The organism is Achromobacter xylosoxidans (assembly GCF_014490035.1).
GTDB classification, from domain to species: Bacteria; Pseudomonadota; Gammaproteobacteria; order Burkholderiales; family Burkholderiaceae_B; genus Achromobacter; species Achromobacter bronchisepticus_A.
In genome coordinates this window covers 4,682,380-4,708,320 of the sequence record NZ_CP061008.1, presented here as the reverse complement: position 1 = coordinate 4,708,320, position 25,941 = coordinate 4,682,380, and the positions used below count along the sequence as shown (strand labels likewise).

25 protein-coding genes and 1 tRNA gene are annotated in these 25,941 nt (G+C 66.5%); 21 read left to right on the top strand and 5 right to left on the bottom strand.

Annotation, left to right across the window (positions count from 1 at the left end):
- Nucleotides 1-175: 175 nt before the first annotated feature.
- The 8 genes from IAG39_RS21820 to IAG39_RS21785 all read left to right on the top strand — a co-directional run bounded on the left by IAG39_RS21820 (nucleotide 176) and on the right by IAG39_RS21785 (nucleotide 7,036).
- Nucleotides 176-448 carry an HU family DNA-binding protein gene (locus IAG39_RS21820; RefSeq protein WP_003812968.1) on the top strand — a complete coding sequence of 91 codons (273 nt, stop codon included), beginning with the start codon at nucleotides 176-178 and terminating at the stop codon, nucleotides 446-448.
- Nucleotides 449-603: 155 nt separating this feature from the next.
- A tRNA-Val gene (locus IAG39_RS21815) sits at nucleotides 604-679 on the top strand.
- A 248-nt stretch (nucleotides 680-927) separates the two neighbouring features.
- Nucleotides 928-1,734 carry an energy transducer TonB gene (locus IAG39_RS21810; protein WP_059380458.1) on the top strand — a complete coding sequence of 269 codons (807 nt, stop codon included), beginning with the start codon at nucleotides 928-930 and terminating at the stop codon, nucleotides 1,732-1,734.
- A 1-nt stretch (nucleotide 1,735) separates the two neighbouring features.
- Nucleotides 1,736-2,710, top strand: a complete 975-nt coding sequence (locus IAG39_RS21805) for a MotA/TolQ/ExbB proton channel family protein (RefSeq protein WP_118932221.1) — start codon at nucleotides 1,736-1,738, stop codon at nucleotides 2,708-2,710.
- Nucleotides 2,710-3,192 (top strand): ExbD/TolR family protein, encoded by a 483-nt coding sequence (locus IAG39_RS21800; protein WP_059380456.1) that lies wholly within the window; start codon nucleotides 2,710-2,712, stop codon nucleotides 3,190-3,192. The genes IAG39_RS21805 and IAG39_RS21800 overlap by 1 nt, the downstream gene beginning before the upstream one ends.
- Nucleotides 3,193-3,257: 65 nt before the next feature.
- On the top strand, nucleotides 3,258-3,929 hold the full coding sequence (locus IAG39_RS21795) for a response regulator transcription factor (RefSeq protein ID WP_118932222.1): 672 nt from the start codon (nucleotides 3,258-3,260) through the stop codon (nucleotides 3,927-3,929).
- Between the two features lie 66 nt (nucleotides 3,930-3,995).
- Complete coding sequence (locus IAG39_RS21790; protein WP_223283347.1) at nucleotides 3,996-5,111, top strand: sensor histidine kinase; 1,116 nt, start codon at nucleotides 3,996-3,998, stop codon at nucleotides 5,109-5,111.
- Nucleotides 5,108-7,036, top strand: coding sequence for a potassium transporter Kup (locus IAG39_RS21785; protein WP_118932223.1), 1,929 nt, complete (start codon nucleotides 5,108-5,110; stop codon nucleotides 7,034-7,036). The genes IAG39_RS21790 and IAG39_RS21785 overlap by 4 nt, the downstream gene beginning before the upstream one ends.
- 485 nt (nucleotides 7,037-7,521) lie before the next feature.
- Here IAG39_RS21785 and argG read toward each other — a convergent pair whose 3' ends face one another.
- Both argG and IAG39_RS21775 read right to left on the bottom strand, forming a co-directional pair.
- A complete protein-coding gene (argG, locus tag IAG39_RS21780) occupies nucleotides 7,522-8,862 on the bottom strand; it encodes an argininosuccinate synthase (protein ID WP_013392627.1) in 1,341 nt (446 codons plus the stop codon).
- Nucleotides 8,863-8,944: 82 nt separating this feature from the next.
- Nucleotides 8,945-9,871, bottom strand: a complete 927-nt coding sequence (locus IAG39_RS21775) for a LysR family transcriptional regulator (protein WP_118932224.1) — start codon at nucleotides 9,869-9,871, stop codon at nucleotides 8,945-8,947.
- 97 nt (nucleotides 9,872-9,968) lie between these two features.
- Between IAG39_RS21775 and IAG39_RS21770 the strand changes: the two genes are divergently transcribed.
- From IAG39_RS21770 to IAG39_RS21755, 4 genes are all read left to right on the top strand, one after another.
- Nucleotides 9,969-10,835 (top strand): amidohydrolase family protein, encoded by an 867-nt coding sequence (locus IAG39_RS21770; RefSeq protein ID WP_187523964.1) that lies wholly within the window; start codon nucleotides 9,969-9,971, stop codon nucleotides 10,833-10,835.
- A 70-nt stretch (nucleotides 10,836-10,905) separates the two neighbouring features.
- Nucleotides 10,906-11,859 (top strand): Bug family tripartite tricarboxylate transporter substrate binding protein, encoded by a 954-nt coding sequence (locus tag IAG39_RS21765; protein ID WP_059380453.1) that lies wholly within the window; start codon nucleotides 10,906-10,908, stop codon nucleotides 11,857-11,859.
- A gap of 2 nt (nucleotides 11,860-11,861) precedes the next feature.
- On the top strand, nucleotides 11,862-12,392 hold the full coding sequence (locus IAG39_RS21760; RefSeq protein WP_118932226.1) for a carboxymuconolactone decarboxylase family protein: 531 nt from the start codon (nucleotides 11,862-11,864) through the stop codon (nucleotides 12,390-12,392).
- 11 nt (nucleotides 12,393-12,403) lie between these two features.
- Nucleotides 12,404-12,967, top strand: coding sequence for a DUF4286 family protein (locus tag IAG39_RS21755; protein WP_118932227.1), 564 nt, complete (start codon nucleotides 12,404-12,406; stop codon nucleotides 12,965-12,967).
- 103 nt (nucleotides 12,968-13,070) lie between these two features.
- Here the strand turns inward: IAG39_RS21755 and argF are convergent, their stop codons facing one another.
- Both argF and IAG39_RS21745 read right to left on the bottom strand, forming a co-directional pair.
- Nucleotides 13,071-14,012: an ornithine carbamoyltransferase gene (gene argF, locus IAG39_RS21750; RefSeq protein ID WP_059380465.1), complete on the bottom strand. Its 942-nt coding sequence runs from the start codon at nucleotides 14,010-14,012 to the stop codon at nucleotides 13,071-13,073.
- 58 nt (nucleotides 14,013-14,070) lie between these two features.
- Nucleotides 14,071-15,252, bottom strand: a complete 1,182-nt coding sequence (locus tag IAG39_RS21745; protein WP_059380450.1) for an aspartate aminotransferase family protein — start codon at nucleotides 15,250-15,252, stop codon at nucleotides 14,071-14,073.
- Between the two features lie 219 nt (nucleotides 15,253-15,471).
- Here IAG39_RS21745 and IAG39_RS21740 point away from each other — a divergent pair, with 219 nt between their 5' ends.
- Nucleotides 15,472-15,762: a DUF3579 domain-containing protein gene (locus tag IAG39_RS21740; RefSeq protein ID WP_013392635.1), complete on the top strand. Its 291-nt coding sequence runs from the start codon at nucleotides 15,472-15,474 to the stop codon at nucleotides 15,760-15,762.
- A 61-nt stretch (nucleotides 15,763-15,823) separates the two neighbouring features.
- Here the strand turns inward: IAG39_RS21740 and IAG39_RS21735 are convergent, their stop codons facing one another.
- Nucleotides 15,824-16,543, bottom strand: a complete 720-nt coding sequence (locus tag IAG39_RS21735; protein ID WP_118932228.1) for a GntR family transcriptional regulator — start codon at nucleotides 16,541-16,543, stop codon at nucleotides 15,824-15,826.
- Nucleotides 16,544-16,792: 249 nt separating this feature from the next.
- Here IAG39_RS21735 and IAG39_RS21730 point away from each other — a divergent pair, with 249 nt between their 5' ends.
- From IAG39_RS21730 to IAG39_RS21695, 8 genes are all read left to right on the top strand, one after another.
- On the top strand, nucleotides 16,793-17,548 hold the full coding sequence (locus tag IAG39_RS21730; protein WP_059380448.1) for an aspartate/glutamate racemase family protein: 756 nt from the start codon (nucleotides 16,793-16,795) through the stop codon (nucleotides 17,546-17,548).
- A gap of 74 nt (nucleotides 17,549-17,622) precedes the next feature.
- Nucleotides 17,623-19,200, top strand: a complete 1,578-nt coding sequence (locus IAG39_RS21725) for an ABC transporter substrate-binding protein (protein WP_118932229.1) — start codon at nucleotides 17,623-17,625, stop codon at nucleotides 19,198-19,200.
- A 62-nt stretch (nucleotides 19,201-19,262) separates the two neighbouring features.
- Nucleotides 19,263-20,255: an ABC transporter permease gene (locus IAG39_RS21720; RefSeq protein WP_054451141.1), complete on the top strand. Its 993-nt coding sequence runs from the start codon at nucleotides 19,263-19,265 to the stop codon at nucleotides 20,253-20,255.
- Nucleotides 20,245-21,186, top strand: a complete 942-nt coding sequence (locus IAG39_RS21715) for an ABC transporter permease (protein WP_059380446.1) — start codon at nucleotides 20,245-20,247, stop codon at nucleotides 21,184-21,186. Before IAG39_RS21720 ends, IAG39_RS21715 begins: the two co-directional genes overlap by 11 nt.
- Nucleotides 21,187-21,210: 24 nt before the next feature.
- The gene (locus tag IAG39_RS21710) at nucleotides 21,211-22,404 is read left to right on the top strand and encodes an amidohydrolase family protein (protein ID WP_118932230.1); all 1,194 of its coding nucleotides are present in this window, start codon (nucleotides 21,211-21,213) and stop codon (nucleotides 22,402-22,404) included.
- Nucleotides 22,404-23,891, top strand: coding sequence for an amidohydrolase family protein (locus tag IAG39_RS21705; protein WP_118932231.1), 1,488 nt, complete (start codon nucleotides 22,404-22,406; stop codon nucleotides 23,889-23,891). The genes IAG39_RS21710 and IAG39_RS21705 overlap by 1 nt, the downstream gene beginning before the upstream one ends.
- Nucleotides 23,888-24,922: an ABC transporter ATP-binding protein gene (locus IAG39_RS21700; RefSeq protein WP_118932232.1), complete on the top strand. Its 1,035-nt coding sequence runs from the start codon at nucleotides 23,888-23,890 to the stop codon at nucleotides 24,920-24,922. Before IAG39_RS21705 ends, IAG39_RS21700 begins: the two co-directional genes overlap by 4 nt.
- Nucleotides 24,912-25,895, top strand: coding sequence for an ABC transporter ATP-binding protein (locus tag IAG39_RS21695; protein WP_059380442.1), 984 nt, complete (start codon nucleotides 24,912-24,914; stop codon nucleotides 25,893-25,895). The genes IAG39_RS21700 and IAG39_RS21695 overlap by 11 nt, the downstream gene beginning before the upstream one ends.
- Nucleotides 25,896-25,941: the final 46 nt, after the last annotated feature.

Genomic DNA, 25,941 nt, shown 5'->3' with positions numbered 1-25,941 from the left:
TTTGCCATTGAATCCAGGCGGCGCAGCAGTTTAAAAGTTGTGCGTCGCAGCGCAAGAAAAAAGTTTATCCACTGTCTGTTCGTCGTTTGTCGGTTTTGCGTCTTCAGCGGCGTCCATCATGACGGCCATGAACTGCACTCCGGCAGACTCAATACCTTGTGAGGGGTACACCTGAATGAACAAAACCGAACTCATCGATCACATCGCCAGCAAGGCCGACATCTCCAAGGCCGCCGCTGGTCGTTCGCTCGACGCCCTGATCGGTGCCGTCAAGACCACCCTGAAGAAGGGCGGTACGGTTACGTTGGTTGGCTTTGGCACGTTCGCTGTGTCGGCTCGCGCCGCTCGCACCGGCCGTAATCCGCGCACTGGCGAAACCATCAAGATCAAGAAGGCCAAGGTGCCGAAGTTCCGTCCGGGCAAGGCCCTGAAGGACGCCGTCAACTAATGGACGGCGGGCGGGTCGCAGGCATTCAGCCCTGGCGATTTGCCCACAATTGCGCGGTCCGGTATACTCCGGCCCGCGTATTGCTTTTGAGTGCCCCGGTTGGCAGTTGCTTGTACGGATTTTTCGCGAATTTCGTCTTGAGGCTGCATCAAAATGGGTGCTTAGCTCAGTTGGTAGAGCGGCGCCCTTACAAGGCGTAGGTCACAGGTTCGACCCCTGTAGCACCCACCAAAAGCTCCGATATGCGCTCCGCACAAAACCCGCACACGTCATGGTGGCGGGTTTTTTGTTTTGCGCGCGCCGTAACGCTCATGCCTGTTGATCCCGCCCGGAAATGTAAGACGGGGTCAGATGAAATAGGACGTGCGAATCATTCGCATTTAAGATATTATTGTGGGCTTGTACCGGTCAGCCGGCGTCGCCATCGCGTGTGCGTCTTTCCTGGCTGGCCGGATAAGTCAATGCACCCTGGCTGATTCATGCCTAGTTTTCAACGCGGTTGGAATTCTTCTTCGCGCTCTTCATTCGGTATACGCGCAGGCGCTGGCCTGACGGTCCTGGCGCTGCATGCGGCAGTGATCGGCGCCATCTTCATGGCACCCGAGAATCGTCCTGAACTCGAGGAACCCGAAGCCATCATGGTGAGTGTGGTGGATGCGCCCATACCCCAGATCGCCAAGGCCGAACCCACTCCCGAGGAGCCGCAGCCGGTGACGGAAACTCCACCCGAGCCGCCGCAGCCCGAAGTCGAACCCGAGCCTGAACCCGAGCTCAAGCCCGAGCCGGAGCCTGAACCCGAACCGGAGCCAGTGGTCGAAAAGCCGCCGATGCCGGCGCCCAAACCCAAGCCCAAGCCGCCTCCCAAGCCTAAACCCAAGCCCGAGCCCAAGCAGGACGTCAAGGTCGAGCCCAAGCCGGAAGCGCCGAAGACGCCGCCCAGCGGCGCGCCCGAAGGCACGCAGGCGCCGCAAGGGCCGCAGCAGGGGCCGCCGCCGGATCAGCCGGTGCTGGTGTCCAGCATTGAATTCCAAGGCGCGCGCCCGATGCCCAACTATCCGATGGCGTCGCGCCGCATGCGGGAAGAGGGCCGGGTGGTGGTGCTGGTCGAGATCAACACCCAGGGGCTGGTGGAGCGGGCAACCATCGATGCGTCCTCGGGCTTTCCGCGCCTGGACGAATCGGCGCTGGCAGCCGCCCGCAAGGGCCGATTCAAACCGTATACCCGTAACGGCGTGGCCTATCCCGCCAAAGCCAAAATTCCGTTCGATTTCGTAATGAGGAACTGAGATGTCCAACGCACTGCATAGCGCCACCCTGGTGGCGCAGGCGACCACCAGCCCGGCAGCACCGGCTGCCGCCGCCGCTGCGCCCGCCGCGGCTGCGGCCGCGCCCGCAGCTCAACAAGCCGCCTCGACCGTCGGCGCCGTGGCTCAGCAATCGGCCGATGCGCTGCAAGGCGCTGCTGCCGCGCTGCCCTCGGCGCTGCCTGCCGCGCCGGCGCCCGCCGCGGTTCCCGACATGGGCTTCCTGCACTTCGTCGCGCAGAGCGACTTCGTCGGCAAGAGCCTTTTCATCATCCTGATCCTGATGTCGCTGGTGACCTGGTATCTGATCCTGGTCAAGGTCGCCAGCAACGTCAGCATGCGCAAGCGCTCGGCGGACTTCCTGAACAAGTTCTGGAACGCCAGCTCGCTCGAACAGGTCGAAAACGAAATCGTCACGCACGGCGCGCGCGACCCGTTCTCGCACCTGGCCAGCCACGCCATGCATGCGCAGGCGCATCACAACAAGTTCGGCGCGACCAAGCTTGAAGAGTCGGGCAGCAACTCCGATTTCGTCACGCGCACCATGCGTAAGGTCATCGACGAAGAAACCGCCAAGCTGGAAAACGGCCTGACCGTGTTGGCCTCGGTGGGTTCGACGGCGCCGTTCGTGGGCCTGTTCGGCACGGTCTGGGGCGTGTACCATGCCCTGGTCGGCATCGGCCTGTCCGACGGCGTGACCATCAACCGCATCGCTGGTCCGGTGGGCGAAGCGCTGATCATGACGGGCCTGGGCCTGGCGGTCGCCATTCCCGCGGTGCTGGCCTACAACACCTTCGTGCGCAACAACCGCGTGTTCCTGTCGCGCCTGGATGCCTTTGCGCATGATTTGTTCGCGTTCCTGACCACCGGCCAGCAGGTCGCTCTGTCCGATGGCAAGGTGCGCGCCCTGCGCCGCCAGAACGGTAACGGCGCTGCGGCTCAACGCGGGAGCGAATAATGGCCTTTGGCAGCTTCGAGGGCAAAGGATCCGGAAGCAGTACGGTTTCCGAGATCAACATGGTGCCCCTGATCGACGTGATGCTGGTGCTGCTGGTGATCTTCATCATCACCGCGCCGCTGCTGGCGCATTCGATCAAGATCAACATGCCCCAGGTGGCGGCCGAGCAGATCGAGGAAGAACCCAAGACCGTCGACCTGGCCATCGATGCCAGCGGGGCGCTGTTCTGGGACGAGAAGCCGGTCAATATCGATGACCTGCCCAACCGCTTCAAGTCGATTGCCGGCACCAAGCCGCAACCCGAGATCCGCATCCGTGCGGACCAGAATACCCGCTACGAGACCCTGGCCAAGGTCATGGCTTCGGCGCGCCGTTCGGGCATGACGCGCATCGGGTTTGTCACCACGCCTCCTTCGGGCGGCGTGGCCGGCTCCGCCGCGCCCGCGGCAGCCGGGGCCGCCCCGGCTCCGTCCGCACCTTGAACGCTTCCCGGCCCCGGGGCGCATTTCGCGCCCCGTTCCGGCCGGGATCGCGCTAGAATCGCCGCATGCGAGTTCTGGTAATCGAAGACGACACCACCCTGGGCCACGCGCTCCAGGAATTTCTGGCCGACCAAGGCTATGCGGTCGACTGGCTGACCGAGGGCGACCGGGTTCTGGGCGCCTTGGCGGGGCAGCCTTACGACCTCATGCTGCTCGACCTCAACCTTCCTGGCATGAGCGGGCTGGACGTGCTGCGGCAATTGCGGCAGGACGGCAACCAGGTCCCTGTGTTGATCCTCACCGCCCGCGATGGCATCGAGGACCGCGTCGCCGGCCTGGACGCCGGGGCGGACGATTACGTCACCAAGCCTTTTGAACTGCCCGAGCTGGCGGCGCGCGTGCGCGCCTTCGGCCGGCGCCGCGCCGGCCAGGCGCAGCCCCTGATTGAAGTCGGCCCGCTGGTGTTCGACACCGTCGGCCGCGAAGTCCGCGCCAATGGCCAACGCCTGTCGCTGTCGGTGCGCGAGCTCTCCGTGCTGGAAATGCTGATGGCCCGCGTCGGCCGCGTCGTGACCAAGCGCCAGATCGTGAACTCGCTGTCGGCCTGGGATGCCGATTTCAGCGAAAACGCCGTCGAAGTCTATGTGTACCGCCTGCGCAAGCGCCTGGAAGGCACGGGCGCCAGCATTCAAACGGTGCGCGGCTTTGGCTACATGCTGGATGTGGAATCGGCCTGACGGGCCGGCTGCGGCCGCGTCGCGCCGGCCGCGCGCATCCATACGCCTAGGCGAGGGCATTGCGTCATGATGCAGGAACGCACTCCTACCGCTACTCCGGTTTCCCGTCCCTTGCTTCCCTCCCGTTCGCTGGCGCGGCATCTGGTCATTCGCCTGATGCCGCCGATCCTGCTGCTGGTCCTCTTGGACTTGGCGGCCACCTGGGTCATCACGCACAAGATCGACATGTCGCTCTGGATGCTGGAAGATTTCTTCTGGCTGATGGTGGTGGGGCAGGTCGCGCTGATCGCGCTGTTCACGTGGGTGGTGGTGCAGGGCGTGCGTTCGGGGCTGCGCTCGGTCAATCATCTGTCCGAAGAGATCCGGCAACGCTCCATCGACGACATGCAGCCGCTGGAAGTGGCAGGCGTGCCGGTCGAGATCGAGCCCTTGGTCACGCACACCAATGATTTGCTGCTGCGCCTGGATGCCTCGCTGGCGGCGCAGCGCCGCTTTATCGGCCATGCCGCGCACCAGCTGCGCACGCCCTTGTCGGGCCTGCGCCTGGAGTCGGAGCTGATGCTGGCGCGCCCCTTGCCCGACGACGTGCGCGCGCGGGCCGAGCGCATCAAGGCGGTGAGCGACCGCATGATCCGTCTGGGGCAGCAGCTGCTGGTCCTGGCGCGGGCCGATCCCAACGCCCGGCCGCAGGACAGCTTCGTGCGCATCGACCTCTGCGAATGGGTGCGGGCGAACGGCGCCGAATGGTTTCCGCGGGTGCGCGAGGCGCACTACGAGCTGGATCTGGTGGCGCCGGACGCGCCCATCTGGATCGACGCCGACCCCTTGCTGCTGGCCGAACTGCTGGGCAACCTCATCGACAACGCGCTGCGCTACGGCAACAAGACCGGCCGCATCACGCTGATCGTCGGCGCCAATCCGCCTTCGCTGACCGTGGAGGACGATGGGCCGGGGATTTCCCCCGATGAGCGCGAACGCGTGTTCGAGGCCTTCTACCGTTCTCCCACCGCGACCGCGGGCGGGTCGGGCCTGGGGCTGGCCATCGTGCGTGAAATCGCGCACGCGCACGGCGCCTGGTGGAAGCTCACCAGCCGTCCGGACTTTTCAGGAACACGGCTGTCCGTCGTGTTTCCCGGCCCTCGCAAGGGGGCCCAACTTACTCGTCAAGAACCTACATCATGAGCCAAGGTTCGGTCAGCGTTCCTTCATCGTCCAACGGGCAGGCACTCGGCGGGCACGCGCCATCGTCGCGGGCCGCCCTCATCATGGGGGCGCTGGGCGTGGTGTACGGCGACATCGGCACCAGCCCCCTGTATACCCTGCGCGCCTGTCTGACGGGCCTGAGCGTGCACACCGACTTGGAGCCTGCCCACCTGCTGGGCGTGCTGTCCATCCTGTTCTGGATGCTGATGGTGGTGGTGTCGTTCAAGTATGTGACGCTGGTGCTGCGCGCCGACAACCGTGGCGAGGGCGGCACGCTGGCCTTGCTGGAGCTGGCGGTGCGCGGGCGGGAAGGCAAGCTGCGCTGGGTGCTGATCGTGCTGGGCATTTTCGGCGCGGCGCTGTTCTATGGCGATAGCATGATCACGCCGGCCATTTCAGTGCTGTCGGCGCTGGAGGGGATAGGCATCGTGTCGCATCAGCTGGACGCCTGGGTCGTGCCGCTGTCGCTGGTGGTGCTGATCGCGCTGTTTGCGATCCAGTCGCACGGCACGGGGGCCATGGGCAAGCTGTTCGGTCCGGTGATGCTGTTGTGGTTCGGCACGCTGGCCGCGCTGGGCGGCTGGCAGATCTGGCAGACGCCGGAAGTGCTGCGGGCCTTGAATCCGATGTGGGGCCTGCGTTTCATCGTCGAGTTTCCGTGGATCAGTTTCGTGCTGCTGGGGGCGGTGGTGCTGGCCCTGACTGGCGCCGAAGCGTTGTATGCCGACATGGGCCACTTCGGCCGTCCGGCGATCCGCCGCGCCTGGTTCAGCATGGTGCTGCCGGCCCTGACGCTGTGCTATTTCGGCCAGGGCGCGCTGCTGTTGCGCGATCCGACCGCGATCCGTAATCCGTTCTTCATGATGGCGCCGGAATGGGGGCTGGCCCCGCTGGTGGCGCTGGCCACCATTGCGACCATCGTGGCGTCGCAGGCGGTGATTTCCGGCGCCTACTCGGTCACGCGCCAGGCGGTGCAGCTGGGTTTCTGGCCGCGCATGCAGATCCTGCACACCTCGGCCATCGAGAAGGGCCAGATCTATCTGCCGCAGGTCAATGCGCTGCTGCTGTGCGCGGTGCTGGTCCTGGTGCTGCTGTTCCGCAATTCGGACAACCTGGCTGCCGCTTACGGGTTCGCGGTCACGGGAACGATGTTGACGACGTCGGTGCTGGCGTTCGCGGTGCTGCCGCGCGGTTCGACCGGCATCAAGCGCGTGCTGTGGCTGGTGGCGCTGGGCCTGTTGCTGCTGTTCGATGTGCTGCTGTTCTCGGCCAACGTGTTCAAGATCCACGAGGGCGGCTGGTTGCCGCTGCTGGTGGCGATCGTGGTGTTCACGCTGATGATGACGTGGCGTCGCGGCCGCCGGCTGCTGTCGGAGATGCAGCAGCGGGACCGCCAGCCGCTCAAGGAATTCATGGCGCAGCTCGAAGAGTATCCGCCGTCGCGGGTGCCGGGCACGGCCATCTTCATGACGATGAACTCGGGCAATGTGCCGCCGGCATTGCTGCATAACCTGAAGCACAACAAGGTGCTGCACGACCATGTGCTGTTCCTGACGATTCTGGTGGCGGACGTGCCCTATGTCTCGCCCGAGGAGCGCTTCTCCGTGACCAAGCTGTCGGCGTCGAGCTGGCAGGCGACGATCAATTACGGCTTCAAGGAAGATCCGGACGTGCCGGAGGCGCTGCGGTTGGTGGCGGAGGCGTATCCGGAGATCGATCTGGAACCGATGCGGACTTCCTACTTCCTGTCGCGGCAGACCGTGGTGGCGGCGAAGAAGCCGGCGTTGTGGCGCTGGCGGCGGGCGGTGTTTTCGTTCATGGCGCGGAACTCTACGCGGAGTACGAAGTTCTTCAAGATTCCGGCTAATCGGGTGGTGGAGATGGGGATGCAGGTGGAGCTTTAGGCTCTGGGGTTCTTGCGCCGGGGTGATGAGTTCTTATGACGCCTGTGGCGAGGGGGCCTGGGACGCGCGGGGCAACGATTGCGGCCCGGAGCCTTCGCTCCGGGCTTCCCCGTCGTCATCGTCGTCCTCGCCTTCGGCGACTCCTACCGATTCCCTCGGGCTTATCGACGCCCCGCGCGTCCCAGGCCCCCTCGCCACAGGCTGCGTCAGCTGAATTTGTCCGGTCGCTGGGGAGGGCGGTGTGCTTGGCGTTCTCGCCTAGGGTGGGGGTATGGCGATGGATCTTGCGGGGTTCGCCCCCGGCCGGCCGCGCGGGCGGCCTTTGGGGGCGTACGCGGTGTCTTGCGGCAGGTGATGACGCTGCGCGCTGGTCGTGACTGTCTTTAGCGGACACGCTCTCGTCGAGGTTGGCGTCCGATTGCTGCGCTCCAAACAAAAAGCCCTTCGGCATGCCGAAGGGCTTTTTGGTTTTTGGCTTTGAAGAATTACTTCTTCTTGCCTTCGTCGCTCAGCTGCGGCAGCGAGCTGCCGGAGGAGGCGAGCAGGCCGGTCTTCACGTAGGTGAAGAGCTTGCCGCGGGTGTCGACGATGTCGAGGTTGCGCATGGTGAGCTGGCCGATGCGGTCCGCGGGCGTGAACGGGGCGTTTTCGACCTTTTCCATGGACAGGCGCTCGGGCGCGTAGGTCAGGTTGGGCGATTCGGTGTTCAGCAGCGAGTAGTCGTTGCCGCGGCGCAGTTCGATGGTGACTTCGCCGGTGACGGCGCGGGCGACCCAGCGTTGGGCGGCTTCGCGCAGCATGATGGCTTGCGGGTCGAACCAGCGGCCCTGGTACAGCAGGCGGCCCAGCTTGCGGCCGCTTTCGCGGTACTGCTCGATGGTGTCTTCGTTGTGGATGCCGGTGACCAGGCGCTCGTAGGCGATGAACAGCAGGGCCAGGCCCGGGGCTTCGTAGATGCCGCGGCTCTTGGCTTCGATGATGCGGTTTTCGATCTGGTCGCTCATGCCCAGGCCGTGGCGGCCGCCGATGCGGTTGGCTTCGAGCATCAGCTCGACCGGGTCGCTGTATTCCACGCCGTTCAGGGCGACCGGATGGCCTTCCTCGAAGCGGACGGTGACTTCCTCGGCCTTGACGGCGACGTCGTCGCGCCAGAAGGCGACGCCCATTATGGGCTTGACGATGCGAATGCCGGAGTTCAGGTGCTCCAGGTCCTTGGCTTCGTGGGTGGCGCCCAGCAGGTTGGAATCGGTGGAGTAGGCCTTTTCAGCCGACATCTTGTAGTCGAAGCCGGCCTGGCGCATGTACTCGGACATTTCCGAACGGCCGCCGAGCTCGTCGATGAAGCGCTGGTCCAGCCAGGGCTTGTAGATCTTCAGGTCCGGATTGGTCAGCAGACCGTAGCGGTAGAAGCGCTCGATGTCGTTGCCCTTGAAGGTGCTGCCGTCGCCCCAGATGTTGACGTCGTCTTCCTTCATGGCCGCCACCAGCATCGTGCCGGTCACTGCGCGGCCGATGGGGGTGGTGTTGAAGTAGGTGATGCCGGCGGTCGAGATGTGGAACGCGCCCGATTGCAGGGCGGCGATGCCTTCGGCCACCATCTGCGCGCGGCAGTCGATCAAGCGGGCCTTTTCAGCGCCGTAGGCCATGGCCTTGCGCGGGATCTCGTCGTAGTCGGACTCGTCGGGCTGGCCCAGGTTCGCGGTGTAGGCGTAGGGGATGGCGCCATTGTTGCGCATCCACAGGAGCGCTGCGCTGGTGTCGAGGCCGCCGGAGAAGGCGATGCCGACCTTCTGGCCGGTGGGAAGGTTCGGGAGGATAGTGGTCATTGTTTGAAGTGAGACGCCAACAGGACTTGGACAGCAGACTTTGACAGCTGCTAGCCGCCAAACAAGAGAAACGGACGCTATTTTAACTCTTTTGCCGCGGTCGGGCCGGCGGGGCGAACAGGGCCGGCAGCTCCAGCCGGCGGATCAGGAGCGCGGTGGCGGCAGCCAGCCGGGTGGCCGGGCGGTGGCGGGCGCTGGCCAGCACCAGATCATTGGTGATGGTCGGGTCGACGATGTCGCACAGCGACAGCTCATGCTCGGCGGCGGGGCCGCGCGCGGCCGAGCGCGGCAGGATGGCGTAGGCGTCGCCCTGGGCGGCCAGTTCGACGATGGTCTGGACCGCGTCCACCTCGACGGCGATGGTCAGGCGCACGCCCTGGGCGCGGCATACGCTTTCGACCAGGGTGCGGATGGCGTTGGGCAGGCTGGGCACCACCAGCGGGTAGTCGCCCAGTTGCGCCACGGCGATGCGCGGGGGCAGGGCGGGCCGGTGGCCGGCCGCGGCCACCAGCACCAGGTCTTCGCGGAACAGCGATTCGTAGGCCAGCTGGGGCGAGGGCGCGGGATCGTAGAGCAGGGCCAGGTCGACGCGGCCGGCCAGCAGCCATTCTCGCACCTGGGCGCTGAGGCCCTCGGCCACGGCGATGGAGGCCTCGGGGAAACTGCGGCGGAAGGCCTGGACCAGCGGCGGCGTGAGTACACGCGCGATGCGGGGCGGCAGACCCACCACGACCTTGCCGGTGGGCGTCTCGCGCAGGCTTTGCAGGTCTTCCTTGGCGCGTTCGGCCAGGGTCAGCAGGGCGCGGGCGTGCTCCAGGAAGCGCAACCCGGCTTCGGTGGGTTCGGCGCCGCGCCCGTTGCGGTAGAGCAGATGCTGGCCAAGCTCCAGTTCCAGCAGGCGGACCTGGCGGCTGAGCGTGGGCTGCGCCACGTCCAGCATTTCGGCCGCGCGCGAGAAGCTGCGCCGCTCCGCCACGCGCAGGAAGTATTCGATCTGCTTGAGGTCCATCGGATATTCGAAAAATCTATATCTGAAATCAAAGATATAGCATTGTTGGGCGGCGGGCAATCCGGGACCATGGCGTTTTCAACGCAGGAACCCGCCCGTGCCCGATTGCCGTCCTCCACTAGCCGCGCCGTCCCGTCCCCGCCATGCCTTGCCGCCGGGCGCCTGCGATGCGCATTGCCACGTGTTCGGGCCGGCCGACGTGTTTCCGTACGCCGAGGGCCGCTCGTACACGCCGCCGGATGCGCCTTACCAGGCCATGGCGGCGCTGCACAACCGCCTGGGCGTGGAGCGCGCGGTGGTGGTGCAGGCCAATTGCCATGGCTCGGATCATCGCGCCCTGCTGGATGCGCTGGCCCAAAGCGGCGGCCGCTATCGCGGCGTCGCTCTGCTGGGAGCGGACGCGACCGAGGCCGGCGTCAAGCAACTGCATGAGGGCGGCGTGCGCGCCGCCCGTTTCAACTTCGTGCCGCATCTGGGCGGCGCACCCGATCCGGCGGTCTTTGGCCGCGTCGTGGCGCTGATCGCGCCGCTGGGCTGGCATCTGTGCCTGCACCTGGACGGCGCGATGCTGCCGGAGCTGCTGCCGCGCCTGGCCGCGCTGCCGCTGCCCTTCGTGGTCGACCACATGGGACGGCTGAAGGCGGGCGATGGCTTGGCGTCGCCGGCGATGCGGGCGCTGCTGGGCCTGGCGCAGGTGCCGCAGGCCTGGGTCAAGGTGTCGGGCATCGACCGCATCGCGTCGGGCAAGCGTCCGTACGCCGAAGGTCTGCCCTTCGTGCGCGCGCTGGCCGAGACCTTGCCCGAACGCTGCCTGTGGGGCACGGACTGGCCGCATCCGAACGTGGCGGGCGACATGCCGGATGACGGCGAGCTGGTCGACCTGTTTTTCGAAGCTTGCCCCGATGCGGCCCTGCGCCAGCGCATCCTGGTGGACAACCCGGCGCGGCTGTACGGATTCGAGTAGGCGCGGCAAACGCCGCCGCCATCTGGCGGCGTGCGAACGACAAGAAAATTCCATTCAATCAGGAGACACCATGTTCAAGAAAATACTGTCCGCCGGCCTGCTGAGCCTGGCCGCCCTGGGATCCGCCCATGCCGATGGGCCGGTGCGCCTCATCATCGCCTTCCCGCCTGGCGGGCCGGTGGATCTGGTCGGCCGGGTCTTGGCCGAGCAATTGGGCAAGGAGCTCAAGCAGCAGGTCATCGTGGAGAACAAGGCCGGCGCCAACGGCAACATCGCCGCAGCCTACGTTGCCAAGGCGCCCGCTGACGGCTCGGTGCTGTTCCTGACCAGCGTGGGCGCGGTCGCGATCAGCCCGGCGCTGTACAAGGACTTGCCGTATGACCCCGTGCGCGATTTCGCGCCGGTGTCCAAGGTGGTCAACAACGCCACGGTGTTCGTGGTCAATCCGTCCAATCCGGCGGCCGACGCGGCTGACTTCGTCAAGAAGTCCCAGGCTGCCTCGCAGTCGGTGGCGATCGGCTCGTCGGGCATCGGCAGCATTCCCCACCTGACTCTGGAAATGTTCGCCGATTCCAGCAAGGCGAACGTGATGCACGTGCCCTACAAAGGCGCGGCGCCGGTCATCAATGACGTGATGGGCAACCAGGTGTCGGGCTTCTTCGGCGACGTGCCGGGCCTGATCGGCCATATCCAGGGCGGCAAGCTGAAGCCCCTGGGCATCGCCGCGCCTACCCGCCATCCGCTGCTGCCCGAGGTCAAGACCCTGGCCGAGCAGGGCATCGCCGGCGTGGAGTCCAACAACTGGTACGGCATCGTTGCGCCGGCCGCCACGCCGCCTGCCACGATCGACAAGCTCAACCAGGCCGTGCGCGCCGCGCTGAACACGGAGAGCGTGCGCGCCCGGCTGGAGAAGTTCGGGGCGCAGGCCGCGCCCGGCAGCCCGCAGGAACTGGCTGCCCTGATCGCATCCGACCGCGAGAAGTGGACCTCGCTGATCCAGCGCAAGAACATCCGTCCGGAGTGAAGATGAACGCATGCAGAGTAGGGCTGGTGACGCCGGGCAGCCGCCCGGAACTGGCCGCGATCGAGGCGCGGATATCGGCTGCGCGGGGGCGCATCTCGCCGCTGTACCAGGTGTTGCTGAACAGCCCGGCCGTGGTCCAGGGCTGGGAGGCCATGCTGACCGCGATCCGCCTGAACACGGCGGTGCCGCCGCGCCTGCGCGAACTGATCATCCTGCGCGTGGCGACCTTGAACAATGCGCCGTACGAGTTCGAGGCGCATGTGCCGCACGCGCTGGCCGCTGGCATGCCGCAGGCGCTGGTGGACGCATTGCGCGGCGGTCCGGCGCCGTCGGCGCTGCAGGGCCTGGAAGCCGGCGAGGCCGAAGTGCTGGCGCTGACGGACGCGATGACGCGCGACATCGAGGTGCCGGACGCCGTGTTCGCGCCGCTGCGCGCGCGCTACGATGACACGCGGCTGGTGGAACTGGCGGCGACCGTGGGCGCGTACAACATGGTGTCGCGCTTCCTGGTGGCCTTGCGCGTCGGACATTGAAGGAGACTGGAGTGCAGGAAACCGTATTGCTGGTATCGCTGGGCGAGCGCTTCGACACGCCGCGCGCACGTGAACTTGAACAGACCCTGACCCAAGGATTGGCAGGCTTGCGCGCCGCCGCTTATGCCGCCCTGGAAGAGGACGAAACCTACGTCTATCTGCGCGGATCGGCGGCGGTCTTGCCGGAAGCGCAGGCCCGCCTGGCCGAGAGCTTCCCGGGCGCGCGCAGCCGCGTGCTGCATCAGACGCTGGACCTGGCGGGCGCCTCGGCGGGGCAGGACGCGCCGTGGCATTACATCGTCGAGACCGACGTGTTGCCCGAGGCGGAAGCCGACCTGAACGCCTGGTACGACCAGGAGCATCTGCCGGGCCTGGCCTCGGTGCCTGGCACGGTGCGCGCCATGCGCTATGAATGCCGCGACGAGTCGCCGCGCTATCTGGCCTGCTATGACCTGCACACGCGCGAAACCTTCGGCAGCCCGCCCTGGCTGGCCGTGCGCGCCAGCGACTGGAGCAGCCGCGTGCGGCCATCCTTCCGCAATACGCGCCGGACCATGTTCAAACGGATTCTGTAATTGCGCGGCGTCCGCCGCATCGGATTTGAATTCGGGTGTGTCGTGCCCATGAAAAAAGCCTGCGCATCGCGAGATGCGCAGGCTTTTCCATATGGGGGTGGTCTTACTTGATCTGGCCCAGCAGCAGGAACTCCATCAGCGCCTTCTGCACGTGCAGGCGGTTTTCGGCTTCGTCCCAGACCACGCTTTGCGGTCCGTCGATGACTTCGCCGGTGACTTCCTCGCCGCGGTGGGCGGGCAGGCAGTGCATGAACACGGCCTGGGAATCGGCGGCGGCCATCATTTCGGCGTCCACGCACCAGTCGGCGAAAGCGGCGCGGCGCTCTTCGTTTTCGGCTTCATAGCCCATGCTGGTCCAGACGTCGGTGGTGACCAGGTGCGCGCCCTTGCAGGCTTCCATGGGGTCCTTGAATTGGCGCAGCACCGTGGCCGGTGGCGTGCCGATGCGCGAGGCTTCGAGTTCGTAGCCGGCCGGGGTCGACACGTGCAGCGTGAAACCCAGCATTTCCGCGGCTTGCAGCCAGGTGTAGGCCATGTTGTTGGCATCGCCCACCCAGGCCACCGTCTTGCCGGCGATGGGGCCGCGGTGCTCGATGTAGGTGAAGATGTCCGCCAGGATCTGGCAGGGGTGGAATTCGTTGGTCAGGCCGTTGATCACCGGCACGCGCGAGTGCGAGGCGAAGCGCTCGATGCGGGTCTGCTCGAACGTGCGGATCATGACGATGTCGACCATGCGCGAGATGACGCGCGCGGTGTCTTCGATGGGCTCGGAGCGGCCCAGCTGCGAATCGTTGGAGGTCAGGTTGATGACCGAACCGCCCATCTGGTACATGCCGGCCTCGAACGACACTCGGGTGCGCGTGCTGGCCTTTTCGAACACCATCGCCAGCGTGCGGTCATGCAGCGGCATGTGGGGTTCGTAGCGTTTGAACTTGTCCTTGATCAGGCGCGCGCGGTCCAGCACGTAGGCGATCTCGGCGGACGAGAAGTCCTTGAACTGCAGGAAGTGCCGCAGCGGGCCGTTTTGAGTCGTGGGAGGTGTCATGGTGATGTCGCAGGTCATGGGGCCCGGCCAGGCTCATGGCCCGGGCGGGACGTTGATTTTATGGTGTTTCGGCCAGGAATTCCTGGATGAGCGGAACCAGGATGGCGACGATGCGGTCGGCTTCGTCGCGGTTGAGGATCAGCGGCGGCAACATGCGGATCACGCGGTCGCGCGTGACGTTGATAAGCAGGCCGGCCTGCATGGCGCGCAGGGCCAGCACGCCGCAGGGGCGGGCCAGCTCGATGCCCAGCATCAGGCCGCGGCCGCGGATGTCGGTGACGCCCGCGACGCCGGTCAGCGCATCGGCCAGGGCGGTTTTCAGGTGATTGCCCACGTCGTGGGCGTTGGCGAGCAGGTTTTCGGATTCCAGCGCATCCAGCACGGCCAGCCCGGCCGCACAGACCAGCGGGCCGCCGCCGAACGTGGTGCCGTGGCTGCCGGGGGTTAACACGCCCGCGGCGGGGCCGGCGGCCAGCATGGCGCCGATGGGCACGCCGCCCGCCAGGCCCTTGGCCAGGGTCATGACGTCGGGCACGATGTCGGCCCACTGGTGGGCGAACCACTTGCCGGTGCGGCCGATGCCGGACTGGACTTCGTCGATCATGAGCAGCCAGCCGCGCTCGGTGCACAGCCGCCGCACTTCCTGCAGATAGGCGATGTCGGAGGGGCGGATGCCGCCTTCGCCCTGCAGCACTTCCAGCAGCACCGCAGCCACGCGCGGCTCGGCGTCGCCGGCGGCGCGCACCGCGTCCACGCTGTTGTAAGGCACCTGGATGAAGCCCGAGGGCAGGGGCTCGAAGCCCTTGCGCGCCTTTTCGCTGCCCGTGGCCGCCAGCGTGGCCAGCGTGCGGCCATGCCAGGACGAATCCATGGTGATGATGTGGGCGTGCTTGTTGCCGCGCTGGTAGGCGTAGTAGCGCGCCAGCTTGATCGCGGCTTCGTTGGCCTCGGAGCCGCTGTTGTTGAACGCGACTTCCCGCATGCCGGACAGCTGCGTCAGGCGAGCGGCCAGCGCGGTCTGCTGCGGCACTTCGTAGATGTTCGAGGTATGGATGACGCGGGCGGCCTGCTCGCTGATGGCGGCCACCAGTTTCGGATGGGCGTGGCCCAGGCAGGACACCCCGATGCCGGCCAGCGCGTCCAGGTACTTGCGGCCTTCGGCGTCCCACAGCCAGACGCCCTGGCCGTGCGTGAACGATACCGGCAGCCGGGCGTAGATATTGGCCAGAGGCGAAGTCATCGAGGATCCTCCTGTGGATGAAGCGGATTGCGCCGGGACTCAGCCGGAGTTCCCGTGGGATGCCGCCGGGGTTGGCAGTCCGGACAGCTCGTTTTCCCAGGCGAATCGCTTTTTGAAAGAGGGCAAAGGATCAATCATATACAATTCGCGGCGCAGGGCGCATGTTTGATCACGCCGAAGATCCGGCTTTCGTGAAGGGCGCGCTGTAGTGAAGAACTCATGGCAACTCGCGTCAGACAATTCGTAATTCATGGCGTTACCGAAAGCGGTAGCCGCTTTCGCCCCAGCGATTGGGCGGAACGGCTCGCCGGCGTAATGGCACAATTCCGGCCCGCCGGCTGTGCCGGTAACCACCTCACCTATTCGCCCTATGTGCTGCCCGTCGTGATCGACGGCGTGCGCGGGATCGTGGTCGATCTGCGTTTGCGCGATCTGGAACCGCTGGCGTACAAGTTCGTGGTGGATTTCGCTCGCGACAACAACCTCAAGACGGAAGAGCGCGAAATCTAGGCTCTCCAACCAAAAAAGCGCCCTCACCGGGCGCTTTTTCGTTGGGGGGCTTCGTGCGTCCCTACGTGCCGTAGCGGTCCAGGATCTTGCGGATATCGCGCACGCCCTGGCCGTCCGCGGTCAGCAGCGCGCGCGCGGTCACCGATTCCAGATGATGCTCCAGCAGGTGCAGCACGTGCTTCTCGTCGCGCGCGCGCAGGCCCGCCACGATCTCCATGTGTTCGCTGACGGCGCATTCGCTCGAATGCGGCCGGCCATAGAGGGCCAGGATCAGCGAGCAGCGCGACACGATCTCGTTCACGTAGCGCGCATACACCGCATTGCCCGACAGCTCCGCCATCAGGATATGGAATTCGCCTGACAGCCGGATGGATTCGTTGGTGCTGTTGCGCTTGCGGGCTTCCTCTTCCTGCTCCACGTGCTGTTCCAGCCTGGTCAGTCCGGCTTCGGTGATGTGCTGCAGCAGCCGGCGCGTGACGTCGCGCTCCAGGCAGCGGCGCGCCTCGAAGATGTCGTGCGCCTCTTCCAGGCTGGGGCGGGCCACCGCGGCGCCGCGGTTCGGCCGCAAATCCACCAGCCCTTCGCTGAACAAGCGTGTCAGCACGCTGCGGACGATGGTCCGGCTGACGCCAAAACGCTCGCCGATGATGTCCTCGGGCAGCTTGTCGCCGGGCAGCAGGGCCTGCTCGATGATGGCTCTGCGCAAATTTTTGTATACGATTTCGTTGCGACTGATGTCTTTCTTGGCGGGCTCGTCGGCCGGCGGCGCGAGGGACTTCATCTTCTTGTTGGCTCCTATGCCTGCGCGCTTTTCAGGGTGTTGGAATGGTCCGGCAGGCGCTGCCGGCGCGCGTTTTTCTCTGTGCTGGGAAGCATACTACACCCGGGCCTAAGGGTTAGCGATAGCTTGCCGCCGAGATTCTGCGGAGTACATTGGCCACATAAATCGTATACAAGTTTTTATACAAAACAAACGTGATTGTTCTTTAATGATCATCTTGTTTGTATACAAGTTTACAAAGGCTGATCCATGTCCGCTGTACCCCAGGCCGTCGCACCCGAGCTGTCCCTTTCCTCGCCTTACCGCCTGCTGGTGGTCAACGGCAACACCACCTCCGAGCTGACGGCCAGCCTGGCCAGCCAGGCCGAGGCCTTTTACGGGGACAGGGTCCGCATCCATGCGGTTACCGCCGGGTTCGGCCCCGCCTACATCGCCAGCCGCGCGGAGGCGGCTGTTGCCGCCCACGCCGTGCTGGACATCGTGGAGCGGGCGGCGGGCGAGGCGCCGGACGGCGGATTCGACGCCTGCCTGCTGGCCTGCTTTGGCGAACCCGGCATCGGCGCCGTGCGCGAACGCCTGGACGTACCCGTGGTGGGCATGGCCGAGGCCTCTATCCTGAGCGCCCTGCAGCGCGGCGACCGCTACGCCATCGTGACGGTGGGACAGCGCTGGCCCGGCATGCTGCGCGAGCAGATCCGGCAGCTGGGACTGGAGTCCCGCTGCGCCGGCATCCTGGCCCTGCCGGGCAATGCCCTGGACTACGTGTCGCGTTCGGCCGAGTCGGCCTTGCAGGTCAGCCGGGCGCTGGACGCCGCGGTGGCGCAGGGCGCGGACGTGGTGATCGTGGCGGGCGCGGCGCTGGCCGGCTACCTGCCCAGCCTGCCGCGCCTGCCGGCCGTGCCCATCATCGATTCCTACCGCGCCGCCCTGGCCCAGGTGCTGGCGCTGGCGTCCCTGGAGCGCGCGCAGCGGCTGTCGCTCGTCCGCCCGGGCGCGCATTCCTAGCCATTTCGTCTTATCCACCGCGCCGGGCTCGACCCCGGCGAGTTCAGACCGATACACAAGGGAGAGTTGCAGCCATGAAGACTTTGCTCAAGTGGACCGCGGGCGCCGTGATCGCGCTGTCGGCCATCACGGGGGCCAACGCCGCCAACACGCTGAAGTGGGGCGCGGCCCGGGACCTGGATTCGCTGGATCCGTATTCCTACGGCAGCACCTTCAACCTGGCGTTCCTGAACCATGTGTACGAAGCGCTGATCCGCTATGACGACAAGTTCAACATCACGCCCGCGCTGGCGGAGTCCTGGGAGACGCCGTCGCCCACGGTGCTGCGCTTTCATTTGCGCAAAGGGGTGAAGTTCCACAATGGCGCGCCGTTCTCGGCGGACGACGTGGTGGCGTCGATGACGCGGGTCTCGGACGAAGCTTCTCCCCTGAAGGGCAATCTGCCGGCCTTCAAGGCGGTGCGCAAGGTCGATGACTACACGGTCGACATCGAAATGACGCATCCGTATCCGTTGATGCTCAACGACCTGACCAACATCTTCATCTTCAACCGCCAGTGGCTGGTGGACAACAACAGCCTGAAGCCGACGGACGCCGCCAAGAAGATCGAAGGCTATGCCACGCATAACGCCAACGGCACCGGCCCCTTCAAGGTGGAGTCGTACCGTCCGGATACGCGCACCGTGCTGGTGGTCAACCCCGGCTGGTGGGACAAGCCGCGCCACAACCTGGACCGCATCGAATTCACGCCCATCGCTTCCGCGCCCACGCGGGTGGCGGCGTTGCTGTCGGGCGATATCAATTTCACCGAGAACGCGCCGCTGCAGGACCTGGACCGGCTGCGCGCGGCGTCCAACGTCAAGGTGCTGGCCTCGACCGAGCTGCGCACGCTCTATTTCGGTTTCAACCTGGGCGACAAGCTGGTCGGCTCCAACATCACCGACAAGAATCCGCTGAAGGATCTGAAGGTGCGCCAGGCGCTGTACATGGCGCTGTCGCCGGAGCTGATCCAGAAGCGCGTGATGCGCGGCCTGTCGCGCACCACGGGCGCGCTGGTGGCGCCGTCCATCCCGGGCTACGAGACCAAGCAGGAAGAGCGCCTGCCGTTCGACGCCGCGCGTGCCAAGAAGCTGCTGGCCGAGGCGGGCTATCCGGATGGCTTCACGGTGTCGCTGCTCTGCTCGAACGACATGTTCGTCAACGAGGAGGAAATCTGCCAGGCCGCCGCCTCCATGTGGGCGCGCATTGGCGTGAAGGCCTCGCTGGCCAGCGGTCCGCGTTCGCTGCAGAACCCCAAGCGTTCGCGCGGCGAGTTCGATATCACCATCCACGGCTGGGCCAACGAGCCGCAGATCGACGCGCTGTCCATCCTGCTGCAGGTGATGCACAGCCGCAGCGGCCCGGCTGGGGTCTTCAACTGGGGCCAATGGGGCGATCCGGCGCTGGACGCCAGGATCGACGCCGCCGCGGCTGAAATGGACCGTCCCAAGCGGGTGCAGATGATGGCCGACGTGCTGCAGACGCTGCATGACGACGTGCGCTTCCTGCCGCTGCATCAGCAGCCGATGGCCTGGGCCGTGGGCAAGAACGTGGGCGAGGTGCTGCAGATGCCGGACAACAAGGCGCGCCTGTGGACCGTACGCATGCAGTGACGCCGCGGACCGCCGCCTGCCGGCGGTCCTGCGTATGACTAGGGTCTGAAGGGGAGCCGCACATGCTGGCATTCATAGTGAGACGGGTCTTCAACGCGGTCGGCGTCATGCTGGCGGTGGCGCTGATGGCCTTCGTGATTTTCCGGTTCGTCGGCGACCCCGTCGACATGATGCTCAACGAGCAGGCCTCGCAAACGCAGCGCGATGAACTGCGCGAACGCCTGGGGCTGAACGCGTCGGTGGGCATGCAGTTCGTGCACTTCGTGACCAACGCGGCGCAGGGCGAGTTCGGCATTTCCTACCGCAACCAGCAGGACGTGTTCGCGCTGGTGGCCGAACGTTTTCCGGCCACGTTTGAACTGGTCCTGATGGCGACGCTGCTGTCGCTGGTCATCGGCGTGCCGCTGGGCGTGCTGACCGCCATCTACCGCAAGTCGCGCCTGGCGCAGGCGCTGCAGTTCGTGTCCATCCTGGGCATATCGCTGCCAAGCTTCGTGGTCGGGATCATGCTGATCCTGATCTTTTCGGTGCAGCTGGGCTGGCTGCCGGGCTTCGGGCGCGGCGACACGGTGAAGATCGGCTGGTGGACCACCGGCCTGCTCACGCCCTCGGGCCGCGCCGCGCTGGTGCTGCCGTCCATCACGCTGGCGCTGTTCCAGATCACGCTCATCATGCGCCTGGTGCGGGCCGAAATGCTGGAGACGCTGCGCACCGAGTTCATCAAGTTCGCCCGCGCGCGCGGCCTGCCGGATCGCATCGTGCATTTCCGGCTGGCCCTGCGCAACTGCCTGATGCCGGTCATTACCGTGACCGGCATGCAGATCGGCAACCTGATTGCCTTCGCGCTGATTACTGAAACGGTCTTCCAGTGGCCCGGCATGGGGCTGCTGTTCATCCAATCGGTCATGTTCGTGGACATCCCCGTCATGGCCGCTTATCTGGTGATCGTGTCCTTCATCTTCGTGGCGCTGAACACGCTGGTGGACATGATGTACGGCGTGGTCGACCCGCGCCTGCGCAGCCAGCACGTCAAGGGAGGCGCCAATGCTCACTAAGCCATTTTCCGCAACGGGGCAGGGCCGGCTTGCCCGCTTCCTGCGCAGCGACCTCTGGTGGAACCTGAGGCAGGACTACGTAGCCATGGGCGCGGGCATCGTGCTGCTGGCGGTGGTGCTGCTGGCCGTATTCGCGCCCTGGATCGCGCCGCAGAACCCGTACGACCTGGCGCAGCTGGACCTGTTGAACGCGGAGCTGCCGCCCGTCTGGGAGGCAGGCTCGGATCCGCAGTTCCTGTTGGGCACGGACACGCAGGGCCGCGACGTCTGGTCCGCCATCCTGTACGGCTCGCGCATGTCGCTGGTGATCGGACTGGCCACGGTGGTGCTGTCGCTGGCCATTGGCCTGCTGGTGGGGCTGGCGGCGGGCTATTTCGGCGGCTGGGTCGACAACGCGCTGATGCGCCTGGGCGATACGTTGCTGAGCATCCCGACGATCCTGGTGGCGATCCTGGTGACGGCGGTGTTCCGCCAGCTGTTGCCGCCGGGCATGCGCGAAACCCTGTCGGCCGTGATCCTGATCCTGGCCATCTCCATGACCAACTGGGTGCAGTACGCCCGCACGGTGCGGGCTTCGGCCCTGGTGGAGCGCGGCAAGGAGTACGTGCAGGCGGCGCGCCTGATCCGCGTGAGTTCGCTGCGCATCATGCTGACCCACATCCTGCCCAACACGCTGACGCCGGTCATGGTGACGGCCACCCTGAACCTGGGCCTGGCGATCCTGATCGAGGCCACGCTCAGCTTCCTGGGCGTGGGCATGCCGCCCACCGAACCGTCGCTGGGCACGCTGATCCGCCTGGGCAACCAGTTCCTGTTTTCGGGGCAGTGGTGGGTGGTGGTGTTTCCCGCGCTGTACCTGAGCCTGATCGTGCTGGTGGTGAACCTGCTGGGCGACTGGCTGCGCGACGCCCTGAACCCCCGCCTGCGCTGAACGCAAACCGACAAGAGTAGAACGATGGAAAACGCAACGCTGTATACCCAAGTCCGCCCGGCAGGCGGCGAGATGACTTCTGTGCTGGTGCGCGACGGCCGCATCCAGGCGCTGGGCGGACCGGCCCCCGCCGGCGTGCCGGTGGTGGAGGGGGGCGGCGCGCTGATGCTGCCGGGCCTGATCGACGCCCACGCGCACCTGGACAAGACCATGTACGGCATGCCCTGGTATCGCAATGAAGTCGGCCCGCGCCTGATCGACAAGATCGAGAACGAGCGCGCCGAGAAGAAGCGCCTGGGCATCGATCCGTACCGCCAGTCGGCGCGCCAGCTGGTGATGTCGATCGGCGACGGCACCAGCCATATCCGCAGCCATGTGGACGTGGACACGGACATCGGTCTGGCAGCGATCGAAGGCGTGATGCGCGCGCGCGAGCAGTACCGCGACCAGATCGACGTGGAGATCGTCGCCTTCCCGCAGAGCGGGCTGCTGATCCGCCCCGGCACGCTGGAACTGATGGACGAGGCCCTGCGCATGGGCGCGGAAGTCGTGGGCGGGCTGGATCCGGCCGGCATGGACCGTGATCCCAAGGGTCATCTGGACGCCATCTTCGGGCTGGCCCAACGGCACGGCAAGCCCATCGACATCCATCTGCACGAAGCGGGCGAACTCGGCGCGTTCTCGATGCAGATGACCATAGACCGGGTGCTGGCGCTGGGCATGCAGGGCAAGGTCACCTTGTCGCATTCATTCTGCCTGGGGATGCCCGACACTTACGCAGTGCAGGCATTGACCGAAGGCTTGCTGAAGGCCGGCGTGCACATCATGACCACGGGCTCGGCCTCGCGGCCGGTGCCCAACGTGGCGAAGCTGCACGCGGCCGGCGTCACGGTCTGTACCGGCAACGACGGCATGCGCGACACCTGGGGCCCCTACGGCAAGCCCGACATGCTGGAGCGGACCATGCTGGTGGGCCTGCGCAACAACTTCCGCCGCGACGACGAACTGGATCTGGCGCTGCACGTGGCCACCTACGGCAATGCGCAGGTCATGGGCTTGTCCGACTACGGTCTGGCGCCAGGCTGCCACGCCGACTTCGTGCTGGTGGACGCCGAGACGGTGGCCGAAGCCATCGTCTCGCGCCCGCCGCGCAAGCTGGTCGTCAAGGGCGGGCGCGTGGTCGCGCGCGACGGCCGGGCGCTGGCGGAGGCGCCGTGATGAACGCGCCGCAAGGTCCCATTCTGCTGACCGCCCGTTGGGTGGTGGGCCACGAGAACGGCCGCCATTGCCTGTACGAGAACGGCGAGGTGGTGTTCGAGGGCGACCGCATCGTCTACGTCGGCCACCGCTATCCGGGGCAGGTCGCGCAGCGCCGCGATTACGGCCGGGCGTTGATCGGCCCGGGCTTCGTGGACCTGGACGCGCTGTCCGACCTGGATACGACCATCCTGGGCTTCGACAATTCGCCCGCCTGGAAGAAGGGCCGCATCTGGCCCGAGAGCTACATGAAGCGCGGGCCGTACGAGATGTACACGGCCTCCGAGCTGGCGTTCCAGAAGCGCTATGCCTTCGCCCAGCTGATACGCAACGGCATCACGACGGCGCTGCCGATCGCGTCGCTGTTCTACCGGGTGTGGGGCGAGACCCGCGACGAATTCCTGTCGGCGGCCAACGCCGCCGGCGAACTGGGTCTGCGCGTCTACCTGGGGCCGGCCTATCGCAGCGGCCACACCTATGTGGACGCTGCGGGCAAGATCCGCTGCCACTACGACGAGGCGCGCGGCATGGCGGGGCTGGCCGAGGCCCTGGCTTTCTGCGACGAGATCGAAGGCCGCCACAACGGCCGGGTGCGCACCATGCTGTCGCCCGACCGCATCGAAACCTGCACGCCTGCGCTGTTGCGCGCTTCGGCCGCCGCGGCGCGCGAGCGGAACATTCCGATCCGGCTGCATTGCTGCCAATCGCGCCTGGAGTACGACCTGGTGCTGGAGCAGCACGGCATGAGTCCGCCGGAATGGCTGCAAAGCCTGGACTTCCTGTCCGAGCGCGCCTTGCTGCCGCACGGCACCTACGTGTCGGGTTCGCGCCATATCGAGCGGCCCGGGCGCGACCTGGAAATCATCCGCGATGCCGGCGCCAGCATCGTGCATTGCCCGTTGGTATCGGGACGCCACGGCGCCACGCTGGAATCGTTCGCGCGCTACCGCAAGCTGGGCGTGAACATCGGCATGGGCACGGACACCTGGCCGCCCGACATGGTGCTGAACATGCAGGTGGGCATGATGCTGTGCCGCGTGGCCGATGGCTTGACCGAGGCGGTCCGCTCCGAGGACTACTACGACGCGGCCACGGTGGGCGGGGCTGACGCGCTGGGCCGCCCGGACCTGGGCCGGCTGGCCGTGGGCGCCAAGGCCGACATCGTGGTGTTCGATTTTTCGCACGACCGCAACGGCCAACTGATCGATCCCATCCAGACGCTGATGGTGAGCGGCAGCGGGCGCGACGTGTCGCAGGTGGTGATCGACGGCCGCTTCGTGATGGTGGACGGGCGCATCCCCGGTTTCGATGCGCGCCTGGCGCAAGAGCAGGCGCAGACGCAGTTCGACGGGCTGGTGGCCCGCTACCCCGACCGCACCTGGGGCCATCCGCCGGCCGAGCAGATTTTCTCCTCCAGCTATCCGCGTCCCGCAAGGAGTCCGTCATGATGGCCATCGTTCCCAACACCACGCAGCCGCCGGCCGCGGCCAACGTCGCGCCGACCCTGTCCGTGCGCGGCCTGTCGGTCGAATTCCCCACGCGCCACGGTGTCCTGGTCGCCACGCGCGACATCAGCTTCGATATCCAGCCCGGCGAGATCCTGGGCATGGTCGGCGAATCCGGCGCCGGCAAGTCGCTGACCGGCATGGCGGTGATCGGCTTGCTGGAGCCGCCCGGACGGCTGGGCGGCGGCGAGATCCATCTGGCGGGCAGGCGCATCGACAACCTGCCGCCCAAGGCGCGCCAACGCTTGCGCGGCAAGGAAATCGGCGCGATCTTCCAGGATCCGCTGACCAGCCTGCATCCGCTGTTCACGGTGGGCGACCAGCTGGTCGAGACAATCCGCCATCATGACAAGGTGAGCGCTCAGGCGGCGCGCCAGCGGGCGCTGGAGCTGCTGCTGGCCGTGGGCATTCCGGCGGCGGACAAACGCATTGACCACTATCCGCACCAGTTCTCGGGTGGCATGCGCCAGCGCGTGGTGATCGCGCTGGCCTTGGCGGCGCGGCCGGCGCTCATCATCGCCGATGAACCCACCACGGCGCTGGACGTATCGGTGCAGGCGCAGATCACGGCGCTGTTGCGCCGCCTTTGCCGCGAGCAGGGCACCTCGGTGCTGCTGGTGACGCACGACATGGGCGTGATCGCCGAGACCGCCGACCGCGTGGCGGTGATGTACGCGGGCCGCATCGTCGAGATCGGACCGGTGCTGGACGTGCTGCGCCGGCCAGGCCACCCCTACACGCAAGGCCTGATGAATGCGATTCCCGGCCTGCGCCAGCGCGCGGCCCGGCTGAACCAGATTGACGGCGCCATGCCGCGCCTGCACGCCATGCCCGACGGCTGTGCTTTCCACCCGCGCTGTGCGATGGCGGGGCCGCGCTGCAGTCAGCAGCGCCCGCCGCTGGCGGCGTCCCCGGCCGGCGCCACCGTCAGCGCCTGCTGGCTGCATCAAGGAGGAGTCGCCCATGCCGCATAACGATGATGTGTTGTTGCGGGCCGAAGACCTGGCCTGCTGGTTCGACGTGTCGCCGCCCTGGCTGGAACGCACGTTGTCGCGCCAGCCCGAGCAGACCTTGAAGGCGGTGGACGGGGTGTCGTTATCCGTGCCGCGGGGAACGACGTTGAGCATCGTGGGCGAATCGGGCTGCGGCAAGTCCACGCTGGCGAAGTTGCTGGTGGGGCTGGTGGCGCCGACGCGCGGAACGCTGCGCTACGGGCGCAACCGCAAGGGCGGCGTGCTGCATCCGCAGATGATCTTCCAGGATCCGTATGCCAGCCTCAATCCGCGCTGGCGGGTGGGCAATATCGTGGCCGAACCAATCACGACGCTGGGCTTGCGGGCCACGCCGGCCGAGACGCGGCGCAGGGTCGACGAGCTGCTGGAGCTGGTGGGCCTGTCCGCCAGCGACGCCGGCCGTTTCCCGCACGAGTTCTCCGGCGGCCAACGGCAGCGCATCTCGATCGCGCGGGCGCTGGCGACGGAGGCGGAATTCCTGGTGTGCGACGAGCCGACCTCGGCGCTGGACGTGTCGGTGCAGGCGCAGATCCTGAACCTGATGGGTGATCTGCAGAAGGAGTTCGGGCTGACGTACGTGTTCATCAGCCACAACCTGTCGGTGGTGCGGCATGTGTCCGACAGCGTGGCGGTGATGTACCTGGGCCGCATCGTGGAGCAGGCGCCTGCGGATCAGCTGTTTGATTCGCCACAGCATCCGTATACGCGGATGCTGCTGGATACGATTCCGGATCTGGATGATCCGCGGCGGGATCGGGAGCCGATGGGGGGCGAGGTGCCGAATCCTATATTGCCGCCGTCAGGGTGTACGTTTCATCCACGGTGTCCGATGGCGCGGGAGCAGTGCAAGGTGGAGGCGCCGGCGGTTGTCGGGGTCGGCGGGCGGCAGTTGCGGTGTCATGCGGTGGCTTGGGATGCAGTGCGCGCCGCGTGATCTTGTCGAGGATCGGCTCCTAGGGCGCCAACCGCGCCGTGGATGA